At 58.1% G+C, this 18825-nt stretch carries 16 protein-coding genes; 2 read left to right on the top strand and 14 right to left on the bottom strand.

The annotated features are described in order from the left end of the window. Positions 1-150: 150 nt before the first annotated feature. Positions 151-1362, bottom strand: a complete 1212-nt coding sequence (locus ABIC66_RS11220) for a glycosyltransferase (protein ID WP_354070265.1) — start codon at positions 1360-1362, stop codon at positions 151-153. A 355-nt stretch (positions 1363-1717) separates the two neighbouring features. On the opposite strand from ABIC66_RS11220, the gene ABIC66_RS11225 reads away from it, so the two are divergent. After that, positions 1718-2962, top strand: coding sequence for a WcaI family glycosyltransferase (locus ABIC66_RS11225; protein ID WP_354070267.1), 1245 nt, complete (start codon positions 1718-1720; stop codon positions 2960-2962). On the opposite strand, the gene ABIC66_RS11230 is transcribed toward ABIC66_RS11225, so the two are convergent. The 11 genes from ABIC66_RS11230 to gmd all read right to left on the bottom strand — a co-directional run bounded on the left by ABIC66_RS11230 (position 2949) and on the right by gmd (position 14562). Continuing rightward, a complete protein-coding gene (locus ABIC66_RS11230) occupies positions 2949-3866 on the bottom strand; it encodes a glycosyltransferase family 2 protein (protein WP_354070269.1) in 918 nt (305 codons plus the stop codon). The two genes, ABIC66_RS11225 and ABIC66_RS11230, sit on opposite strands and share 14 nt — an antisense overlap. Before the next feature lie 10 nt (positions 3867-3876). Then, positions 3877-4647, bottom strand: coding sequence for a glycosyltransferase family 2 protein (locus ABIC66_RS11235; RefSeq protein ID WP_354070270.1), 771 nt, complete (start codon positions 4645-4647; stop codon positions 3877-3879). Further along, positions 4644-5219, bottom strand: a complete 576-nt coding sequence (locus tag ABIC66_RS11240; RefSeq protein ID WP_354070272.1) for a DapH/DapD/GlmU-related protein — start codon at positions 5217-5219, stop codon at positions 4644-4646. The genes ABIC66_RS11235 and ABIC66_RS11240 overlap by 4 nt, the downstream gene beginning before the upstream one ends. Then, positions 5209-5805, bottom strand: coding sequence for an acyltransferase (locus ABIC66_RS11245; protein WP_354070274.1), 597 nt, complete (start codon positions 5803-5805; stop codon positions 5209-5211). The genes ABIC66_RS11240 and ABIC66_RS11245 overlap by 11 nt, the downstream gene beginning before the upstream one ends. A 22-nt stretch (positions 5806-5827) precedes the next feature. Further along, positions 5828-6970: a glycosyltransferase gene (locus ABIC66_RS11250; RefSeq protein ID WP_354070275.1), complete on the bottom strand. Its 1143-nt coding sequence runs from the start codon at positions 6968-6970 to the stop codon at positions 5828-5830. Positions 6971-7230: 260 nt separating this feature from the next. After that, complete coding sequence (locus ABIC66_RS11255; protein WP_354070277.1) at positions 7231-8211, bottom strand: aldo/keto reductase; 981 nt, start codon at positions 8209-8211, stop codon at positions 7231-7233. Between the two features lie 113 nt (positions 8212-8324). After that, positions 8325-9647 (bottom strand): O-antigen ligase family protein, encoded by a 1323-nt coding sequence (locus ABIC66_RS11260; RefSeq protein ID WP_354070278.1) that lies wholly within the window; start codon positions 9645-9647, stop codon positions 8325-8327. Continuing rightward, a complete protein-coding gene (locus ABIC66_RS11265) occupies positions 9640-10869 on the bottom strand; it encodes a lipopolysaccharide biosynthesis protein (RefSeq protein WP_354070280.1) in 1230 nt (409 codons plus the stop codon). Before ABIC66_RS11265 ends, ABIC66_RS11260 begins: the two co-directional genes overlap by 8 nt. 90 nt (positions 10870-10959) lie before the next feature. After that, positions 10960-12531: an FAD-dependent oxidoreductase gene (locus tag ABIC66_RS11270; protein WP_354070282.1), complete on the bottom strand. Its 1572-nt coding sequence runs from the start codon at positions 12529-12531 to the stop codon at positions 10960-10962. Next, entirely contained in the window at positions 12528-13496 is a 969-nt protein-coding gene (gene fcl / locus ABIC66_RS11275) for a GDP-L-fucose synthase (protein ID WP_354070284.1), read from the bottom strand. The genes ABIC66_RS11270 and fcl overlap by 4 nt, the downstream gene beginning before the upstream one ends. Next, complete coding sequence (gene gmd / locus ABIC66_RS11280; protein ID WP_354070286.1) at positions 13486-14562, bottom strand: GDP-mannose 4,6-dehydratase; 1077 nt, start codon at positions 14560-14562, stop codon at positions 13486-13488. Before gmd ends, fcl begins: the two co-directional genes overlap by 11 nt. Before the next feature lie 397 nt (positions 14563-14959). On the opposite strand from gmd, the gene ABIC66_RS11285 reads away from it, so the two are divergent. Further along, positions 14960-15838: an FkbM family methyltransferase gene (locus ABIC66_RS11285; protein WP_354070288.1), complete on the top strand. Its 879-nt coding sequence runs from the start codon at positions 14960-14962 to the stop codon at positions 15836-15838. A gap of 25 nt (positions 15839-15863) precedes the next feature. On the opposite strand, the gene ABIC66_RS11290 is transcribed toward ABIC66_RS11285, so the two are convergent. Further along, positions 15864-17054 carry a DUF1501 domain-containing protein gene (locus ABIC66_RS11290; RefSeq protein ID WP_354070290.1) on the bottom strand — a complete coding sequence of 397 codons (1191 nt, stop codon included), beginning with the start codon at positions 17052-17054 and terminating at the stop codon, positions 15864-15866. Between the two features lie 10 nt (positions 17055-17064). Continuing rightward, complete coding sequence (locus ABIC66_RS11295; protein ID WP_354070292.1) at positions 17065-18582, bottom strand: DUF1800 domain-containing protein; 1518 nt, start codon at positions 18580-18582, stop codon at positions 17065-17067. Positions 18583-18825 lie beyond the last annotated feature (243 nt).

The raw sequence follows: 18825 nt of genomic DNA on the forward strand, positions 1-18825 counted from the left end.
TTCTGAACACCGGGTCTTGGCTATCGCGGCGGCTGCTTCTGAAGGACCTTATAGCCCTGGGTGGGATCGCCCAAGGCTACGGCGCGCCGTAGCCCGTTGATCGAGCCACGGTCGGGGTCAGCGGCGCCTGCGAGGAGGCCCTGCTCGCAACTAGGCGCTCCTTTTACCTTTGGATATGAGGCGATCCAGCGCGCTCAGGAAGATGTTGACGTCTCCCGCTTGAGAGCTTTTCTCAGCTTCCTTACTCAGTCGATTCCAGGCCGCCTCATCGCAATCGATAAACGCAAAGGCTCGGGCAATGTCCTCGAGGCTCTTTGGGTTTATCACGACGCCGTTCACCCAAGGCGCCACGATTTCCGCCGCTCCACAGTTTGAGGAGACGATTGCGGGGATGCCGGCGGAAAGAGCCTCGGTCACGACGATCCCGAATTGATCCGTCGTGCTGGGAAGCACGAGTCCAATAGCCCCACCGATCAGGTTTGGTAGTTCGGAGGCTGGCACGTAGTCGCGTATTGTGACGCGCGAAGCCAGGTTGGGGTCGGCTCCGACCTGTTGGACAATTTCGTCGCGCAAATCGCCATAGCCCACCAGCTCAAGACGGCGCGGTGTCTCAGACTGGGCGGCATACAGCGCATAGGCGCGAAGCATAAAGGCCAGATTTTTCTTCTCGACGAACCTAGAAACGCAAAGAAAATATCGATCTGAAAAGTCGGTATTGTCGCGTGAATGCTGAGAAATCTGCCTGATGCGCTGTGTATCAATTGCGCAGCGGTAGACTTCAATTCGTTTCAGGCCGAGGTAGTGAGCATATTCTGCAGCCTGTTCGGACGCTGCAAGGCATGCCGAGTAGGGTAAGAACATATACCTTTTAAGGAAATCTTTTGTTAGAGATCTCGCGTAGTCAGAAAAGCGAGAATCATACATCGTAATAACGGTCTTCCCGATTGCTCTAAGATAAATGGAGAGAAAAAAGAACGCTATATTGTGGAATCCGTATACAATAGCAGTTTCAAATTCAAAGGAGTTAGCAATTGTAAATAGGTTGATCAGTGAGGTGGTTCTTGAAATGAGGGAATTGCTGGTGACCTCAATTTCCCTGTAGCCAAAAGTTTTTTCCGTCTTCTCCCAGATGTAACCGGTGTCATCGCGCGACCAGTCTATGGCCAGCACGCGCCCGCCGTTACGAGCAATCGCGGTGCACCGATCGTGATCCGGTTGCCCGAAGGTGTTGCAGACGTACAGGATGCTCTTCGTGGCAAGCACTGAGTTGCTCTGCGGGATAGCCGTCGCCTGCTGTCCTTTCGCGGATGCGAAAAGAGGCGGTGCGTCAAGGCGCGCTTGTTCCAATTGAGTTGCGGTCATATTGCGGCGGCGATGGCTCGGCGAGTTTGATTGACCGCTGTTCTATTGCAGACAGAACAGCGCAGGTAGTGCGTTAAAGTGCCGCGAGAAATAAAGGAAAAAGACGACGCGCTGAGGTGGTGGGACAGGGGGGGCGGTGACGTCTTTAAAGTTTCGGCTTGGGTGAGTGCTGCAGGTATGCCACCTGAGGTAGCTTTGGGCGTGTATGCTGTCCTTGCAGTTTCATTCCGCTAAGGCGGTTGTCTGGTTTAACAGCGTTGCCGATAGGGCGCTGGGAGCATGCTACTAAATCCTTTGAAGTGCGGGCTGGCATGATAAAGGACTTCAGCGTATTGGCGGTTTCGAAGGGCGAGAGTTGGCAAAGCGGTCGAATGGTATTCTCGTCCTGGGCATCAACTATGCGCCCGACCTGATTGGGATTTCAAAATATACGACGGAGCTCTGTGAGGAACTTGTGCGACGAGGATATTCTGTCAGCGTCGTGACAGCTCCTCCCTACTATCCTGCCTGGCAGGTTCCTGCCGAGTATAGGAAAGGATGGTGGACGAGCGATCTCAATGGCGTGGAGGTCCATAGGGTTCCGATATTTGTGCCTCCTAATCCAACGGGTTTAACCCGGCTGCTCCATTTGCTGTCGTTCTCACTGGCGTCCTTCCTACCGTGCGTTTCGCTGGCTGTTCGCTCCCGCCCGCAGCACGTCATTTCTGTAGCGCCATCGTTGCTATCGGCTCCGGTCGCGCTACTTGCAGCCAAAATCTGTGGAGCGAGGACATGGCTGCACATCCAGGATTTCGAGGTCGACGCCGCCTTTGAGCTCGGCATGCTACAGGGGGCTGCGCCTCGGCGATTGGCGCTTGGGCTCGAGCGCGCAATCCTGCGTTCGTTTGACAGGGTGTCGACCATTTCCGGTAACATGCTCAAGCTGCTATCGCGAAAGGGTGTGGAGCCGGGCGCGGCTATCGAGCTTCGAAATTGGGTCGATATCGACACCATCGTCCCTCTGCCTTCGAGCAATACCGCGTTCCGCAAGGAGTTGGGCCTAGCAGAGAGCGATATCGTGGCGCTCTATTCGGGAAACATGGCGGCGAAGCAGGGTCTGGAGGTTCTGGCCGAGGTTGCGACGCTTCTCGAAAAGGAAACGCGCTCCGTTAAGCTCATACTCTGTGGCCGCGGGCCCCTTCGCAATGAACTATTCGTGCGTTGCAAAGGGCTATCGAACGTCCACTTCCTCGATCTGCAACCGCTAGAGCGGCTGTCGGAGCTTCTTTCGACCGCGGATATTCATCTCTTGCCGCAGCGGCCCGAGGCTGCCGACTTGGTGCTACCTTCAAAGCTAACGGGAATGTTGGCTTCTGGCCGGCCCATCGTTGCGATGGCGAATGAAGGCACCGCGCTTGCAGACGAGGTTGACGGCTGCGGTGTCGTGGTTCGGCCGAGCGACGCCGCCGACATGGTTTCCGCCATCAAGGCTTTGTCGGTTGACGCCGCGCTCCGATCAAATCTGGGTAAGGAAGCGCGCAAGAGGGCGGAAAGCCGGTGGCAGAAGCGGAATATCATAGACCGCTTCGTTCAAGACATGTCGTCCTCTACCGCTCTGTGAGGCGAAGGCCGCTGAGGCGCTCAAGTTCGCGGAGAGCATCGGCACCGTCGAGATCCGCGAGAGCTCGCTCGAACTCCAGCGTCTTCGCGCCGACCAGGTAGCGGTACCAGAAGCCCTGCAGAACGTGGTAGATCGACCCTTCCACGCCGTCTAGAAAGCCGAGCTGCGGAAAATACCGAATAGCGAAGTATAGTGCTGAGCTTATCTGGAAAGGGATCTTGTTATAGATCTTTTCCTTTATGGCGCGGGTCATCGCCACCTTCAATGATACCCGATCGCGGCTGACATGGACTTCGCTCGTGATAAGCGACATTTTCCGGCAGATTACGTCCACGGCTTCTCGGGTGGCGTACTGATTATGCTTGGAGACGAAATAGCTCAAATCCCCCAAGTTGATGTCAGCAAAGTCCTTTTTGAATGTGACCAGCCGTCCGTGCTCGAGCAAGACATGCTCATCCATCCAGCGCTGTTCGACGCGTGCGGCGCCTTTTCGCCAAATCCTCAAGAGCGTGATGGGGTAGCGCCCGCCGTGACGGACCCAGCGGCCCAGAAACACGTGCTTTCGCTTCAGGTTCACGCCAGAGACGTCCGGCGGCAAACGGTGAAGTTCTTCCGAAATTTCAGCTGCGAGATCTTCTTCGATAACCTCGTCGGCGTCGAGGCGCATCACCCATTCAGTGGTGATCGGTAGGCTGTCCAGCGCCCACTGGAATTGCTGCGCCTGATTCTCGAAAGGGTGCTGGACGGTTTCGGCGCCGAGGGATTGTGCGATGTCCAGCGTCTTATCTTTGGAAAATGAGTCAACTACCAAGATCTTCTCGGCGAAGCTCTGGCAGGAGGTTATGGCTCGAGCGATATGTTTTTCTTCATCGTAGGTCAGAATTATTACAGTAACGCTCGCCATATAGATCTTCTCACTTCCTTCTGTATCTAACGAAGTCGTACAGTCCTGGAGCTAGGGATCGAATTTTGTTGGTCTGGGTCTTCAGGAGCCAAAATGTCGCCGCGATAGGTATCGAGAGGCCGCCGACTTCTCTGTAGGTCCGCCAATGCTCCCGATTGATGCGGGCGCGATGTCGATCAGTTTGCGACACGCCTCCACGCTCAAAAATACAGATCGCTTCCGGCACGTAAAAGCTACTCGTATCGGCCAGGCGAAGGATCTTGGTTGTGAAAGCCCAGTCTCCTCCGAACCTATAGGTCTCGTCGTAGGGGTGTGCCTTTGCCACGTCCGTTCGGTAAAAAATCGCCTGGTGGTGCGTGAACATTACATAACGATTGGCGGTCGGTTTTCTCGCGGTCTTGTAATACTGATTTTCACCATCAGCCTCTATAGCGTCGCCATAGATGACGGTCGGGCGATCATCCTTCAGGGCGGCAGTCACGCTGGCGAGTGTGTCTTTGCTTGAGAAGCTGTCTCCAGAATTCAGAAACGTTACGTAGTCTCCGAGTGAGCGGGACAGCCCCTTGTTCATGGCATTATAAATGCCGGTGTCAGGCTCTGAAATGAATCGAAAGTCCTCTATCTTCACTTCAGATTGAAGGAATTCGACCGTGCCGTCCGATGAGCCGCCGTCGATAACGATCCACTCAAAGTCCGTATAGGACTGAGCGAGGACACTCGCATAAGTGTGGCGTAGTCCGGCCAAATTATTGAACGCGATTGTAACGATCGAATATTTCACTGACCGAGCTCCGGCTCATTCACCCGCCAACGACGCTCGCGAATTGGGCGGGCCGGATTTCCGGCATAGATTGTCCAAGGCGCAAGCCTGGACGACGTTACGGCTCTCGCGCCGAGAACGGCGCCGCGCCCCACAATTCCGCCGGGTCCAACGAATGCGTCCGCGGCGATCCATGCATCATCTTCGATGACGATCGGCTTTGTGATCAGCGTGAACATGGGATCGTCCACGTCGTGGGTGCCGCCGCAAAGGAAAGCGCCTTGGGAAATAATGCAATTACGCCCGATGGTAATCGGGGCCATGTTGTAGATTTCAGCTCCCGGACCCACGAGGGAGTTTTCGCCCATCGTAAGGTTTGGTGGAAACCAAACTTTCGCTCCCTTTCGCACATCTGAGCGGGAGCCAATCTTGGCGCCGAAAAAGCGAAGGAGAAATATTCTCCAAAACCTCAGTTGTACAGGCGTCCACGAGCCGAAGATCAGCCATGTGATACGCCAGGTGAACCTCAGCAGCTTATGCTTGAGTGGAAATGAGGCCGCGCCTTCGCGCAACCTGGAGGTCTCAGCGGTCACTGCCAGCTCCTTCGTCGTTATCGAGGAAGCGGCGACCAAACAGTGCAAGGTCGTGCTTCTTTTGGTCATCCGGCGCGAAACGCTTTCTGACCGGGCGCGCCGGCGTTCCGGCGACAATCGTGTACGGCTCAACGGATTTTGTAACGACAGAGGAAGACGCGACGACCGCGCCCCGACCTATCGTAACACCCTCGAGAATAGTCGCTCTTTGGCCGATCCAGCAGTCGGCTTCGACAATGGTCACGGGCCGTTCCGCAGAGGCAAACTCTAAGCGAGTCGGTCCGCCCACGACGTCGATGCGATGATCATTCCCGACGACACATACGCCGGCGGCCAGCATCGAAAAGTCGCCTATCACGATGGGGCTGATGATCGAACCGCCCCCGCCGATGTAGACGTAGCGTCCTATCCTGGCCTTTCCCAGTATCGGAAGGCTCAGTGGGCGTCCCCATTGGAAACCTTCTCCGATATCCGCGATGCGCTTATTGCGCCGGATGATCTGGATCGCCAGCCGGCGAAGCACCTTTTTCCAAGGGGGATCAATCTCCTGCCTCGCGCGCTGAAGCATGCTGTCAGCGACGCTCATGGGGGCGGGGAGGTCAGCTGGCTTAACCATGTAGGACGCTTTCGATCGCTTGCTCGATGCGCCTACGTTGACTTTCAGGTGTATAGCGATCGATCATTACCTTGCGGCAGTTCTGACGCAGATCTTCCCGATTTCTTGGCGTTTGAATCCAGATTTTGATCTTGCGGGCCAAGTCCGTAACATCATCGGCTTGGAAAAAGTCGCCGGTCACGCCTGGAACGATAGCTTCCACTTCGGGCATCTGCTGGTCGAGATCGCCATGGGTAATGACGGGTGTGCCATAGCTCAAGCTATGCATCGCCGTTAGCCCCACCTTTCCAGGCGATACCGTGATATCCGCATCGTAAATGATGCCGGCGATCACGCCTTCATCGTAGATGGCGCCGAGACATTTTAGGTCGACATCGAGAGTTTTGGCCAGGTCTTCCAGTGGAGATCTCTCGGGGCCATCTCCCACAAGAGTAATTTTGGTCTGAACACCTTCTTTGCGCAGCAAGTTCGCGGCCTGAATCAACAGGTCAAAGCGACAATGCTTGGTTATTCTCGCGGTGCAGACAATTTCGGTCGGCGTGGATGAAGCTTCTTCGCGCGGAGGCTGTTGCTCCAATCGATGGAAATTTCGATCTGCAGCTTCCCAATCCAGGGAATTGTAGATCGGTACTACTTTGTCCGCGTCGAAGCCGGATTTTCTCGCGAGGCTGACCGCCCGATCGCCATATACCAGCACCTTGTCGGCAAGCGAAAAGTAGAGGTTTCGCAGTTTCGCCTTGAGGCGAGATTCAGGCTTTAGCCAACCATGGGTCCAGAAAAGAACCTTGGCGCCCATCAGGCGGGCGAGCACGGCCGCGCACCATGTCGTGATCAGATTGGGATTGCCGATTAAGATCACAGTCGAAGGACGCAGCGCGATCAGCGGCTTCCAGAAGTTTAGCAGCTCAAGCGAGCTGCCTCGGCGAAGTGTTCTAAGCGGATTTATAGAAACAGTGTCGTTGCCACGAAATACTTTGATGCCTTCAATGTCATCGATACCCGCCCAAAACGAGAAATCGAAAAGCGTGCTCTGAGATAGAGCCGATAGGACGGGCGCGCGATAGTGTGGAAACATATGATACATGACGGCAACTGTGGGGCGCTGGCCGAGCGGAGATACTTGAGTGGAAGCCAACGCGCTAATCCCCAGTTAATCAATCGTAGCCCTGACTGAGCGACAATGTATCAGCCCATCAGCCTGTGATCTATAATCGCATACACTTGCAATCAAGATTATATGCTTAATCTGGCTTGCGAGATCAGATGCCGTGGTGAGCGCGGGTCCGTGCTCATCCAGGGGCTACTGCTTCTATTGTCTGCTCGCGTATTTTTGGCCGTTGTGGTGGCGCAGAGCGGTGTTCTGTTGTGCTCTGGGTATGTTTCGCTAGTTTCCAGCTACAAGCTGAGGGTCGGTGTCGTCGGAAGGTGGCTCAATCCGATTTTTGAGACGAGGCCGGCCTTGATCGCGCTGTAGGTTTGATCGTCACCTTCTTGCGCTGAGGCGACGAACCTCCAATCGATCGCCTTCGTGATCGCCCTAATTCTGTTCGGATCGTTGGAAGAAATCAAAAACGTCGAATTGGGTGCATCGCGCAATGCGAACGTCAACAGTAGGCCAGCCAGGTTCCGATCATCGCTGGCGTCGAAAGCGAAGCGGTCGAAGACTTGTTTGTTATCTCGACGAAGTTCTGAAATGACTTCGCCGAAGGTCGGCAACCACCAGCGCAGGGCCCCGTGCAGGATATCGCGTTTCCCGCGCAACGGATTGACCGGGGACCAGCGGTGCTGAACGACATCGCCGATCGCGGGCGACGATTTCAACTCAAGTCCGGTTCCGATGCCGTAGAGGCCGATGCCCCCCTGTTGCTGCATGGACGCGAGATATTCGATCAGCGCCTCTTCCGGTCGCGACGAGGGTTCGTGCAACAAGAGTACGTCCAGCCGATCGCGGCCCAGCGTCAGCATGGATTGCTCGATGGAGCTTCGAACGAAATTCAGGTCGAAATGGTCGTGCGTGTCCGTCTTGGGCGGAGCAAGCGATCTTCCAATTCGGGCCCTCAAACCGGGCAGCTGCGCGACCAGTGGGCGAAGGAGCATCCGGGCCGCGGACATGAGGTTGCCGTTTCCGCGCGCCCTTATTCCAACCTTGGTGGCGATCGTCGTGTTTCGGGAGCCTTGCAGGATCCTTCCCAACGCCGCTTCGGACGTGCCGAACCCGTAGGATGGGGCGGTGTCGAAATGAGTTACGCCAGCGTCGAGAGCTGCTTCAATTACCGAGGCGGATTGCTTGAGTCCCATTCCGCCAGTGAGCCTGGCGCAGCCAAGGCCAATTCTAGAAACAGGATGCGGAAGCTCCGGCCAGGTATTGCTGAGCATTGGCTGTCACCTCTTATGCTGACTTTCGCGGACGGCTTGAGCGGCTTCTTGTGCTTCCGGTGGCGATACGGGCGCGATTCATATCGAAACAGAGCGTCCGATAAGGACCGTCCCTATTGCGCCTGCTGAAGCGTAGAGCTCTTGGATTCAGAACGCGGCGCCGATGAGCGTCTGTGCGACGTCTGCGCAAGCGCAGAGGCAATAATGAAAAGGATGGTTAGGGATAGATTGTTCCCGATCGCAATTAGGTAGCGATTAAACATGGATTGAATTAGAGCATACGCAATAATCCAAACCGCAAAGCCATTTATAAGTGTATCTTTTCCTGAGCGATTTCGGCTGAACGCAGTCAGCGTCGCGCCGATTATCAGGAGTGACACCGCCAGGCCCAGAAGCCCATTTTCGATGGCGATGTTCAGGTAAGAATTCTCGGTTGAAGCGAAGCCTACGCTGTCGACGCCGACGGTGCGCAATCCACTGCCGATAAAGACGTTGCCGCGGGTCCAATATTCGATCGAGGTCATCCAGCGGTCGATGCGCCCTGACCCGCCAGAATTTAGACCGCGCGTCGTCGAGTCGAGTTCGAACACGATGTTGGCGTACGAAAGAGCGCTGGGAGCGAGCGCGAGCGCGGCCAGAACGCCGCCGCCGATAGTCGCCAGAAAGGCGCGCGGATTGGCTCGAAAAAGCTGCTTGGAATAGAGCAGGCCGACGACGACCGCGCTCGCGAAGAAAGCAAGCAGCCCCGCGCGGGCGGAGGCCGCGACGGCGACGGCGAGCGAGACCACGGCCAGCACGCCGTAGAGGATCTTCTTAAGCCGCGACTTGCTGACAGTTGCGGCGTAGATCTCAAGAATCGCGCCGCCGCTGAACATGAAGCCCACCAAATTCGGGTGGAGGTTGAATGGGCGCACCCGCAAGCTCCAGCGCATCGCGGATGCTGGGTTCAGGCTAGTCAGGATATCGCTAGGATAGACGGCCAGTGCGGTAGCCGTCATTGCGCCGTGCGCGACGGCCAAGGCCAGGAGAGTGTTCCGTAGGGGGATCGTCTTGGCGATCAGCGAGACCGCCGCGCAGGCCAGCGCGAAGATAAGCGTGAAGTATGCTGAATTCTCGTTCTGCTCGCTGAAGAACGCTGTCGCGGAAAGCAAGGTGATAAGAATGGCCCAGACGTCGAAGAGATCGAACTCCAGGCGTTTTCCATGCCGCTGCGCTGCGGACAGGAGGGCCACGATGAAAAGGATCGCGATGGCGACGAACGAGAGGACTTGCCCGATACCGGCTATGGATTGGAATAGCGTCAGGTAAATCCCGAAGGAGATGCCGTAGGAGGACAGTTTCCAGTCAGCGGCGCCTTGGGCGCGCCGACTAGCGACTGTTTTCGTTCTTTGCGCTCGAGTATGCATCGGGGTTTTCTGAAGCTTGTCGTTAGCCAAGGTTCGGTTTCAGGCGACGTTGAATCACATAGAAAATAGCGACATTGCAAAGCTCGCCGATGGCGATTGAAACCGCGACGCCATTGATGCCGTAAGCATGACCGCCGACGTAAGCAAGGCCGACGGTCAGGATCGATGCAAACAAGAGGCCAACGGCCATCCGTCCATGGGCATTGGTAGCCGAAAGCATGTTGGTGCCAAAGAACCATATGCAGTGAAGGGCCATTGCGACCCCAAGAGCGGCCACGGTCGGGAAGGGGGGGACGATCCTGCCGGAGGTCCACAGTGAGACGAGCGGTCCCCCGATGGCGATAAAGGCGATAGCCGCCGGAAGGGCAACGGCGATTAGAACCAGCCGGTTGAGGCGCAGAATCTTTGCGCGGGCGCCATGATCGCCGCGCGCGCTGGCGGCCGAGAGTTCGGGTATGAGCGCCCGATTTAGTGCGCTGATGATCTGAACGGCGACCCGGCTGACGGTGCGGGTGGTGGACAAAGCCGCGGTCGCGGTCGGAGAGACGATTGCGCCGAGCACGACCGCCACGCCTTGCATGTTGAGAGCTAGAGCGATGGGAATGGACATCGACGCAAAGGCTGGGGCGAGCAATTCTTTGAGTTGAGCAATGCTCGCCTTAGACACCCCGAGAGAAAGATGTGGGATCGTCTTGCGAAGCACGAAATAGGAAATCAGCGTGCTGCCGGCGCGCGCCGCGAGAAGGGTGATCGCCACGCCCAGGAACTTGAGGCCAAAAACCGCTGCTAGCAAGCTGACTAAGCCTTCGCAGAACTGCAATCCATCGTAGAGGAGGGTGCCCGTTGCGTACCGGCCGCCACCGCGAAAGGCGCCCAAAACGACGCGAGACAGCAAGCACGCCGCGGAGAAGGACGCCAAAAGAGGAACTACCGCAGCGAATTCGCGATGGAAATTGATGGCGTACATGATGGCGCCGGCCACGCTCGATGCGAGAACAATAATGGCGCAGGCGACGAGGTTGAGCGCCCAGACGGAGTGAAGGGTTGACGTTGCTCGGACCAGATCGCCACGAGCGGTGCTCATGGCGATTTCGTTGGTCGCCGCTGTAGCGAACCCAAAGTCGGACAGCGATAGATAGGTTGGGATCGCCGTTAGCATGAGCCATGTCCCATATTCGGGCACGCCCCACGCATGAATCAGCACAGGAACCGTCAGACCTGTGATGGCGGTGACATAAAACAGGTTCAGCACGTTGGCAGCCGCGCCGCTCGATACTCGTCTCATGAATGACATATGTGCGGCCTGGAGTTCGTGCAGCTTAATGATTGCGACTATTCGCGACTAGGCGGCTGACTTTGCATTTAGATGTTCTGCCAATCGGAGAGCCAGCGCCATCGCCGTAAAAGTTGGGTTGGCGAAGCTGGAGCTTGGGAACACTGCGGCTCCGGCGATATAGAGATTCTCGCAGCCATGAATCTTCGAGTTCGTGTCTGTAACGCCGTCATCCGGTAAGACGGCCATTCGAAGACCACCGCACTGATGATTGGTGTCTTGGCAGGCTTCGAGGAAATCCGCGTCGCCTTTCTCGAGCCGGGGATCGACTTCGAGCGTCGCGATTCCTTGGGATTCCAGAACCGCTCCGAGACCCTTGACGAAGTGGCGAACGCCCTCGACCTCCCTCCCATCGACCTGCCAGTGGAGATCAACGAGAGGAACACCGAACGCGTCGCGTTCAGTGGTGGAAAGCAGGATCTTACTTTCCGCGATCGGGATCTGCTCGCAGTGCGTCACTAGGTACAAACCACGATCCGACACCTGCATGACGCGGTTGTCGCGCAGATATCTCAGCACCAAGGGGATCCACACGCTCGAGGCGCCTTTGATGCTCTTGAAGAGCTCGCCGAGATTGTTCGGCTTAGCACCTCTCATGATCGAACGGATGGCGATCTTCAGCTTACTGATGTGCTCGGCAATATCGGAATCCGCCACGAACGACGCGGCTATGTTCGTGGTCGAATTATCTCTCTGAAAAGCGCCGCTCGAGCGAATCTTGGGCTGATATTTGAAGCCGCGCACGACGATGTTGTCGAACTTATCGTGGAAGGCGCGCTTGTCCTTGATGTGCACCTTGGCGCTGCGAGCATCCAGGTGATCTTGGAAGCACCGCCCCACCCAAGGGTTGTCTCGCCAAGGCACCTGGTGTTGCGCCGTGGCCAACATTAGTCGCGAAGCTTCGATCGTGCCGGTTGCGACAATGACGTTGTCGGCCTTCACCTCGGCCGTTCGCCCTCCGGGGGAGGCTATCGACACGGCGGAAATGGTGGCCCCGTCCTCCTTGAACTGGAAGCCGGTACACTGAGCATGAAGTAGGACGGTTAGATTTGCAGCGGTTTCAAGATCTTGCGAGAAATAGCGGGCGATATTGGGCTCTTTCAGCCACCGTGTCAGAATGACGGTAAAATCAGGATCGAGATTAGGGCTTTCGAGTTTTATTTCTTGCCAGACCGACGCATCGTCAGCGCTGGTACTATCCAAGCCGAGAACTTGTGCGACCTTCGAGTAATAGGGAGAAAGTTCTTCTCGACTGATCGGCCAGCCCGATAGGCCCAGCCACGGGCGAGGCTCCATGTCAATCTTGTCGAATGCAATCAGCTGCCCCCCCCAAAGGGTGCTCGTGCCGCCCAGGATGCGCGCGCGACCGCTGGTCACGCCTTCATGCGGGCGACCGCTGATGATGCTTGTGTTGAGCGATTGGGCGGACGCATTGTAACTGCGCCCCCCAGTCTCCAGGACGAGAACCTCTTTGCCTTGGCGCGAAAGATATGTCGCGAAGAGAAGGCCAACGGCTCCCGCGCCGACAACAACGTAAGGCGCGTGGTCGGGGGCCTCCGAGGTTTCGAAGTCGGCGATCATGACGCTTGGGAAGCAGCCGTCGCGAGCGTGGCCAGGAAAGCCTTGTAGGCTGACCCAATCCCGTCCTGAAGTTCAATCGACGGCGCCCACCCCATCCCCCGCAGCTTATCCGCGCTCATCAGCTTGCGCGGCGTGCCGTCTGGTTTGGTGGTGTCAGTGACGATCTCGCCCTTGAAGCCCACGACCTCGCAGACCAGCTGAGCCAGCTCCAGGATCGTGACATCCTCGCCCGAGCCGACATTGACGTGCTCGAAGTCCGAATAGGTCTTCATCAGGAACACGCAGGCGTCGGCGCAGTCGTCGGCGTTCAGGAACTCGCGGCGCGGCGTGCCCGTGCCCCAGATGGTGATGCTGTCGGCGCCGGCCAGCTTGGCCTCGTGGGCCTTGCGGATCAGGGCGGGCATCACGTGGCTGCTGTTCAGGTCGAAATTGTCGCCGATGCCGTAGAGATTGGTCGGCATGGCGCTGATGAAGTCGCAGCCGTGCTGCCGGCGATAGGCCTGGGCCAGCTTGATGCCGGCGATCTTGGCGATCGCGTACCACTCGTTGGTCGGCTCCAGAGGACCGGTCAGAAGGCTGTCCTCCATGATCGGCTGCGGGGCGAACTTCGGATAGATGCACGACGACCCGAGGAACAGCACCTTGCCGACGCCGCTACGCCAGGCCGCGTCGACGATGTTCGTCTCGATGACCAGGTTGTTATAGAGGAAGTCGGCCGGATAGGTGTCGTTGGCCAGGATCCCGCCGACCTTGGCCGCGGCCATGAAGATGGCGTCCGGCTTTTCCTTGGCGATCCAGGTCTCGACGGCGCTCTGGCGCTCGAGGTCCAGGACGTCCCGGCCGGCGGTCAGGATCTCGCAGCCTTCCGAGGCCAGGCGCCGCACGATGGCGGAACCGACCATCCCGCGATGGCCGGCCACCCAGACGCGCTTGCCTTCTAGAGGAAAGAGCACCTCATTCGGCATTGCGACGCTGCTCCTTGGCGACGCCGATCATGTCGGCGGCGACCATTTCGGCGCACAGCTGCTCCCACTTGGTTTCGTGGACCCAGCCGAGCTTTTCCTTGGCCTTGGTCGGGTCGCCGATCAGCAGCTCGACCTCGGTCGGACGGAAGTAGCGCGGGTCGACCTCGACCAGCACCTTGCCGGTCTCGGCGCACGTGCCTTTTTCGTCGACGCCGGTCCCCGACCAGTTGATCGTGATGCCGACTTCCGAAAAGGCCTTGTTGACGAAGTCACGGATCAGCGTGGTTTCGCCGGTGGCCAGGACGTAGTCGTCGGCCTGTTCCTGCTGCAGCATCAGCCACATGCCGCGGACGTATTCGCGGGCGTGGCCCCAGTCGCGCTTGGCGTCGAGGTTGCCCAGATAGAGCTTGTCCTGGAAGCCCTGCTTGATGGCGGCGACGGCGCGGGTGATCTTGCGGGTGACGAAGGTCTCGCCGCGCAGCGGGCTCTCGTGGTTGAACAGGATGCCGTTGCTGGCGTGGATGCCATAGGCCTCGCGGTAGTTGACCACGATCCAGTAGCTGTAGAGCTTCGCGGCGGCGTACGGGCTGCGCGGATAGAAGGGCGTCTTCTCGCTCTGCGGCACTTCCTGAACCAGGCCGTACAGCTCCGAGGTCGAGGCCTGGTAGAACTTGGTCTTCTTTTCCAGACCCAGGATGCGGATCGCTTCCAGCAGGCGCAGGGTGCCCGTGCCGTCGGCGTTGCTGGTGTATTCCGGCGTTTCGAAGCTGACCTGGACGTGGCTCTGGGCCGCGAGGTTGTAGATCTCGTCCGGCTGGGTCTGCTGCACGATCCGGATCAGGTTCGTGCTGTCGGTCATGTCGCCGTAGTGCAGCACGAAGCGCGGGTTGGCTTCATGCGGGTCCTGATAGATGTGCTCGATGCGGCCCGTGTTGAACGACGACGAACGCCGCTTGAGACCGTGAACCGTGTACCCCTTCGAGAGCAGCAGCTCCGAGAGATACGCGCCGTCCTGCCCGGTCACGCCCGTGATGAGCGCAACCTTACCATTGCTTTCAACCGTCATAAGAACCCCACCTTCGAGAACGCAGCTATTCCGCTTTGCGTAGTGGCCTCATAGCGTAAGCTTTTCGTTGACGCGACCTTGTTATTGCGCTGCAGCGTCAAAAGTTGTGATTGAACGTCAAACGGGCGCCGTTAACGATGTTCCATAGATGATCGTAGTCACAGCGTGTGACATCAGAGTGTCGCGATTGTCTGCAGCTCTTGGGCGAGCAAAAAATTGCTCAACGCGATAACGTTACCGGGCAGAGCCAGCGTTTCGCCTGTCCGAATTGTTTCTTGTGTCGCGGCCTGGGCGAACGGCAATCGCGCGAGCGCCTATGGCCGATCTAGAGATTCGTCGGCGCTATCGCAAATGGCGTTCAGCGTGTAAGCTCTGCGCGAGTTGTGCGGAGGGGAAGATGTCGCTATCCCAAGTCGTTCAGCGTACCCCTTGGCTCATGGCCGGCCTTTCGCTTCCTTTGCAGCTGTATAGGAAGCACCGAATATATCAGGAACGGATGTTTTTCGAGACGATGGACCGCCTTAGTGTGGCCATTGATCAGGATGTGAGCGTTTCTCTACCAGAATACGGCGGTTCATTTTTCTTATCGCCGCAATCGCATCTCTTTCGCCGCATAGGTCGGACCGGAACGTACGAGCCTGAGGTGCTCGACCATTTTGTGCAGCACATCCGGCCGGACGCCGATGTGGTCGATGTCGGTGCCAACATTGGATTTTTCACCGTTGGCGCGGCCTCCCGCCTTACCTCGGGACGGGTGTTGGCGATCGAACCAACGTCAGGCGCCTATAAGCGGCTATGTAGCAATATCGAGCGCAACGGCTTTAAGGAGAGAGTGATTGCGTTTAGGGGCGTGGCTTCCTCCGCGCCCGGTGAGATTGAAATCAAGACGGTCCCCGGCCGGGAGGAATACTCCTCCGTGGGGGATCTCGCGCACCCGGCTATTCGGGGACGTGCGGAGGCCGTTCTGGAAATCGTACCGGCGGAAACCATCGATAATCTGGTCTCCAAGCATGCCCTTCATCCGTCAGTCATAAAAATCGATGTGGAGGGCGCTGAGACAATGGTGTTTCGCGGCGCCGAACGGACCATGCGTGAACACAAGCCGGTCATCATTTCGGAAATCTGCGAAGAGATGCTGGTCGAACTTGGATCTAGCCGAAGGGAATTGGTCGACCTCATCGAAAGCCGAGGCTACGAGGTGCGCAGCATGTCGGACCATCGGGCGAACGGCGCGAAGCGAGATGGGGAAATCATCTGTTTCCCAAGATCGGGCTGAGCCAGACTAAGCCTGATAAGAAATTTCAAGTGAGGACGGGCTTGTCCATCCTTGATCCCGGAACGATCAGTTCGATCTTCGATTCCTCGATGCCATACATTGATTTGACTAGCTCGTGTATCAGGTTTCGATAGTCCGTCGTCACGGGCAGATCGCGGCCTTGGTTCAAATGGTCCGCCGTGAGGTGCACCTGCGTTCCGGCGATCCTGCCCCCTTTTACTGACCCGCCCAGCACCCAGTAGACACTTCCATGTCCGTGATCTGTGCCCCGGTCACCATTTTCCTTGAACGTGCGGCCGAACTCCGAAACCACGAGCACGGTAGTCTTCGCCCAAGTCTCCGATCCTATTTCCTCGACCAGTCCGGCTAGGCCCCGACCCAACTGGCTGATCCGATCGGCTAGGACACCCGTCACCCCGCCTTGGTTCACATGTGTGTCCCAGCCTCCCACATCGAGGAAGGCGAGATTGTAGTCGGTTTTCATCAACCGGCCGACCCGGCGGGCCGCGACCTCGAAGCCGCTGGGGGAGACGGCGTTGCGGTTGGCCGCGGCCATCTCGCCCGCCAAGGTGGAATAGGCCTTGTCACGCACTGAAAAGCCCTCGGCAATAGCGGCCTGCAGATCGTGACCTTGATACATGTCTTGGATCAGCTTGGCCTGCCGAGCATCGACGCTCGGTTTGCTTACCGAGGTGACCGCAAGGTTTGGCACAGCTGTCGAACCTTGAAAGGCAAGGGGAGGCTGGGTCGTGAAGGCGATGGGCCGTGAACCCGACAACTCTAGCGCCATTCGCGCCATGAAGCCGGATCGATAGTTCCGCGGTTTGCCGACTGGCTGGCCCAATTCGATGGTGTCTTGGGTTTCGAAGTGACTCCGGGTCAGATCATCGGTCCCGGCGAACGGGATGAATGCGATCTGTTTCCTTTGCCAGAGGGGGTAGATGCTGTCCTTGAGCGCCGGATGCAGGCTCCATTGACCATCGAGAGGCAAGGCGGCGTTGGGATTTGCGGGATCCGGTCTTGCGATTGCGATAGTCGGGCGGCTTGCGTAGTAAAGGTCGCTGTAGGTTGGTATTACAACGTTGATGGCGTCGTAGCCTCCACGCAGGAAGATCATCAGGAAGCGCTGGTCGGTGGCCGGGGCGCTCCAGGCGCGACCGTTGATCGCTGTCGCCGAGGCGGCGAGGCTTGCAGCTAGGAAATCGCGTCGACGCATGGTGGCGACCTCATCGATGCAGGAACTCGGGCGAGGAGAGAAAGAGCGTGTTCCATTCCGCCGGCGATCGCGCCTGGGCGAGAGCGGATTTGGTGGGAGCGCCCAGTTGGGCTTGGGTGCTCGAATAGAAGAGCCCGTTTTGCAGTTGCGGAAACGCCGGTTGGTCGGTTGAGCTCGCGCCATCTAGCTTGAAGAGGCCAGCGGAATTTGACCCGACCTGGCGGGCGACTTCGAACATCGCAGTCAACTGACCTGGTCCGGACCAGGCCACGTCCTCCAGCGGATAGCCGTCCGGCGTGTCGCGACTATAGAGGCCCTGACCCAGCCGGTTGATCCAGCCTTGCAGCGGCGCGGTGTTGGCTATCGCGCGCCCATCATAGGCTAGGCGCACGGCCGAGACCGCGTAGTGGATCGGATCCTTGACCTTCTTGCCGAGCGAAGCTCTGAATTCGGCGGACTTGAACAGCACCTCCAGCACCTGGGCGATATCGCCGTCGCTGCGCAGAAAGGTCGTCGTAATACGGTCGACGAGCTTTGGCGTAGCGTCGTCCATGAAGTAGAGCGCGAGTTTGCTCGAAATGTGCTTGGCCGTGGCGGGCTGGCGGGCCAGGGCGTCGAGAGTTTCTTCGAACTCGGAGAGACCCTTCCCACTGATCTTTCGGCCCAGAACGGTCTTTTCGCCGAAGTCGTGGCGGGCGGGGTTGAACTCCATCAAGCCGCGCCGGACGTAGAGCGCCTGCTGTTCGGGCTTCAACTTGGGTGTGTCGGGCGAAAAGCCGATGCCGACGCCGGTCAGCACCCGCGCCATTTCCTCGACGTCTTTCTGGGTGTAGCCGGAGCCCACCCCCATGGTGTGCAACTCTAAGATCTCGCGGGCATAGTTCTCGTTGATGTGGCCTACCGCGTTCTGGTCGTTGTCGAGATAGCGTAGCATCGCCGGGTGCAGGTCGGCCGCTTTCAAAAGGTCGCGAAACTTGCCTAGAGCGCGTGGCCGGATCGCCTGGTCTTCGTAATCGCCGATCATGGCCCGGATGTCGCGTTTGTCGGCCTGAACGTTGAAATGATTGAACCAGAACCAAGTCATCTGCTCCTGCAGTTGGTTCGGGGAATACAGGTCGCGGAGCAGGGAGCGGGCGGTCGCCTGTTGCTTCAGGTCGGTTAGGGTTTTTTGATAGCCAAATAGCGCATTTTGGCGCTCGGTTGGGTCCTGTAATTTGCCGGCCGCCTTGTTCTGAGCTTCCATGGCGACGGCGATCTGCGCCATCGTTTCACGCGAGATGCGCAAGGCGTCGATCTGGGCCTGAACGGCTTCCGGAAGGGGGGCGTTTGCGACGGGATGCAGTTGTTCCTTGAGCCATCGGTCCGTGCCGAGACGTTCGGCTTGAGCGATGTCGCCGGAAGTACGTCCCCACGTGACGCGGTCAACAAGCGCGAGCAGATCCGCGCGCCGCGCTTCGAGAGCGGAAGCGGGCGACGAAATTGCGATCGCCGCCACCACGGCCAAGCTTGTGAAGAAAGGCGCGGTCATCAATCGCTCCGGCGCTATTCACTCGCTTCACCTTCGTTGCAAGCGATGGCGAAACCAAGGCCGGTCTGCTTCGCGACTGAAGCGCAAACCCTTACTGAGATTGGCTTTGTGGATTCAGATCACCGCCGCTCCGAGCGGAGTGTATCGCCTACCCGAACAGCGGCACGGGCCCTCTGCCGCCGCCGTTCCAGTTGGCCCAGTTGGGGAAGACGTAGGGCAGGTCGGCGGGGCTGACGCCGTACC

It is taken from the genome of Caulobacter sp. 1776, assembly GCF_040545685.1.
Taxonomy (GTDB): Bacteria; Pseudomonadota; Alphaproteobacteria; order Caulobacterales; family Caulobacteraceae; genus Caulobacter.

Excerpts from the sequence above, each read along its gene's own strand:
- ABIC66_RS11245 (WP_354070274.1), bottom strand. The coding sequence starts at position 5,805 with ATGAGCGTCGCTGACAGCATGCTTCAGCGCGCGAGGCAGGAGATTGAT.
- ABIC66_RS11255 (WP_354070277.1), bottom strand. The coding sequence starts at position 8,211 with ATGCTCAGCAATACCTGGCCGGAGCTTCCGCATCCTGTTTCTAGAATT.
- ABIC66_RS11220 (WP_354070265.1), bottom strand. The coding sequence starts at position 1,362 with ATGACCGCAACTCAATTGGAACAAGCGCGCCTTGACGCACCGCCTCTT.
- fcl (WP_354070284.1), bottom strand. The coding sequence starts at position 13,496 with ATGCCGAATGAGGTGCTCTTTCCTCTAGAAGGCAAGCGCGTCTGGGTG.
- ABIC66_RS11295 (WP_354070292.1), bottom strand. The coding sequence starts at position 18,582 with ATGACCGCGCCTTTCTTCACAAGCTTGGCCGTGGTGGCGGCGATCGCA.
- ABIC66_RS11270 (WP_354070282.1), bottom strand. The coding sequence starts at position 12,531 with ATGATCGCCGACTTCGAAACCTCGGAGGCCCCCGACCACGCGCCTTAC.
- ABIC66_RS11230 (WP_354070269.1), bottom strand. The coding sequence starts at position 3,866 with ATGGCGAGCGTTACTGTAATAATTCTGACCTACGATGAAGAAAAACAT.
- ABIC66_RS11290 (WP_354070290.1), bottom strand. The coding sequence starts at position 17,054 with ATGCGTCGACGCGATTTCCTAGCTGCAAGCCTCGCCGCCTCGGCGACA.
- gmd (WP_354070286.1), bottom strand. The coding sequence starts at position 14,562 with ATGACGGTTGAAAGCAATGGTAAGGTTGCGCTCATCACGGGCGTGACC.
- ABIC66_RS11285 (WP_354070288.1), top strand. The coding sequence starts at position 14,960 with ATGTCGCTATCCCAAGTCGTTCAGCGTACCCCTTGGCTCATGGCCGGC.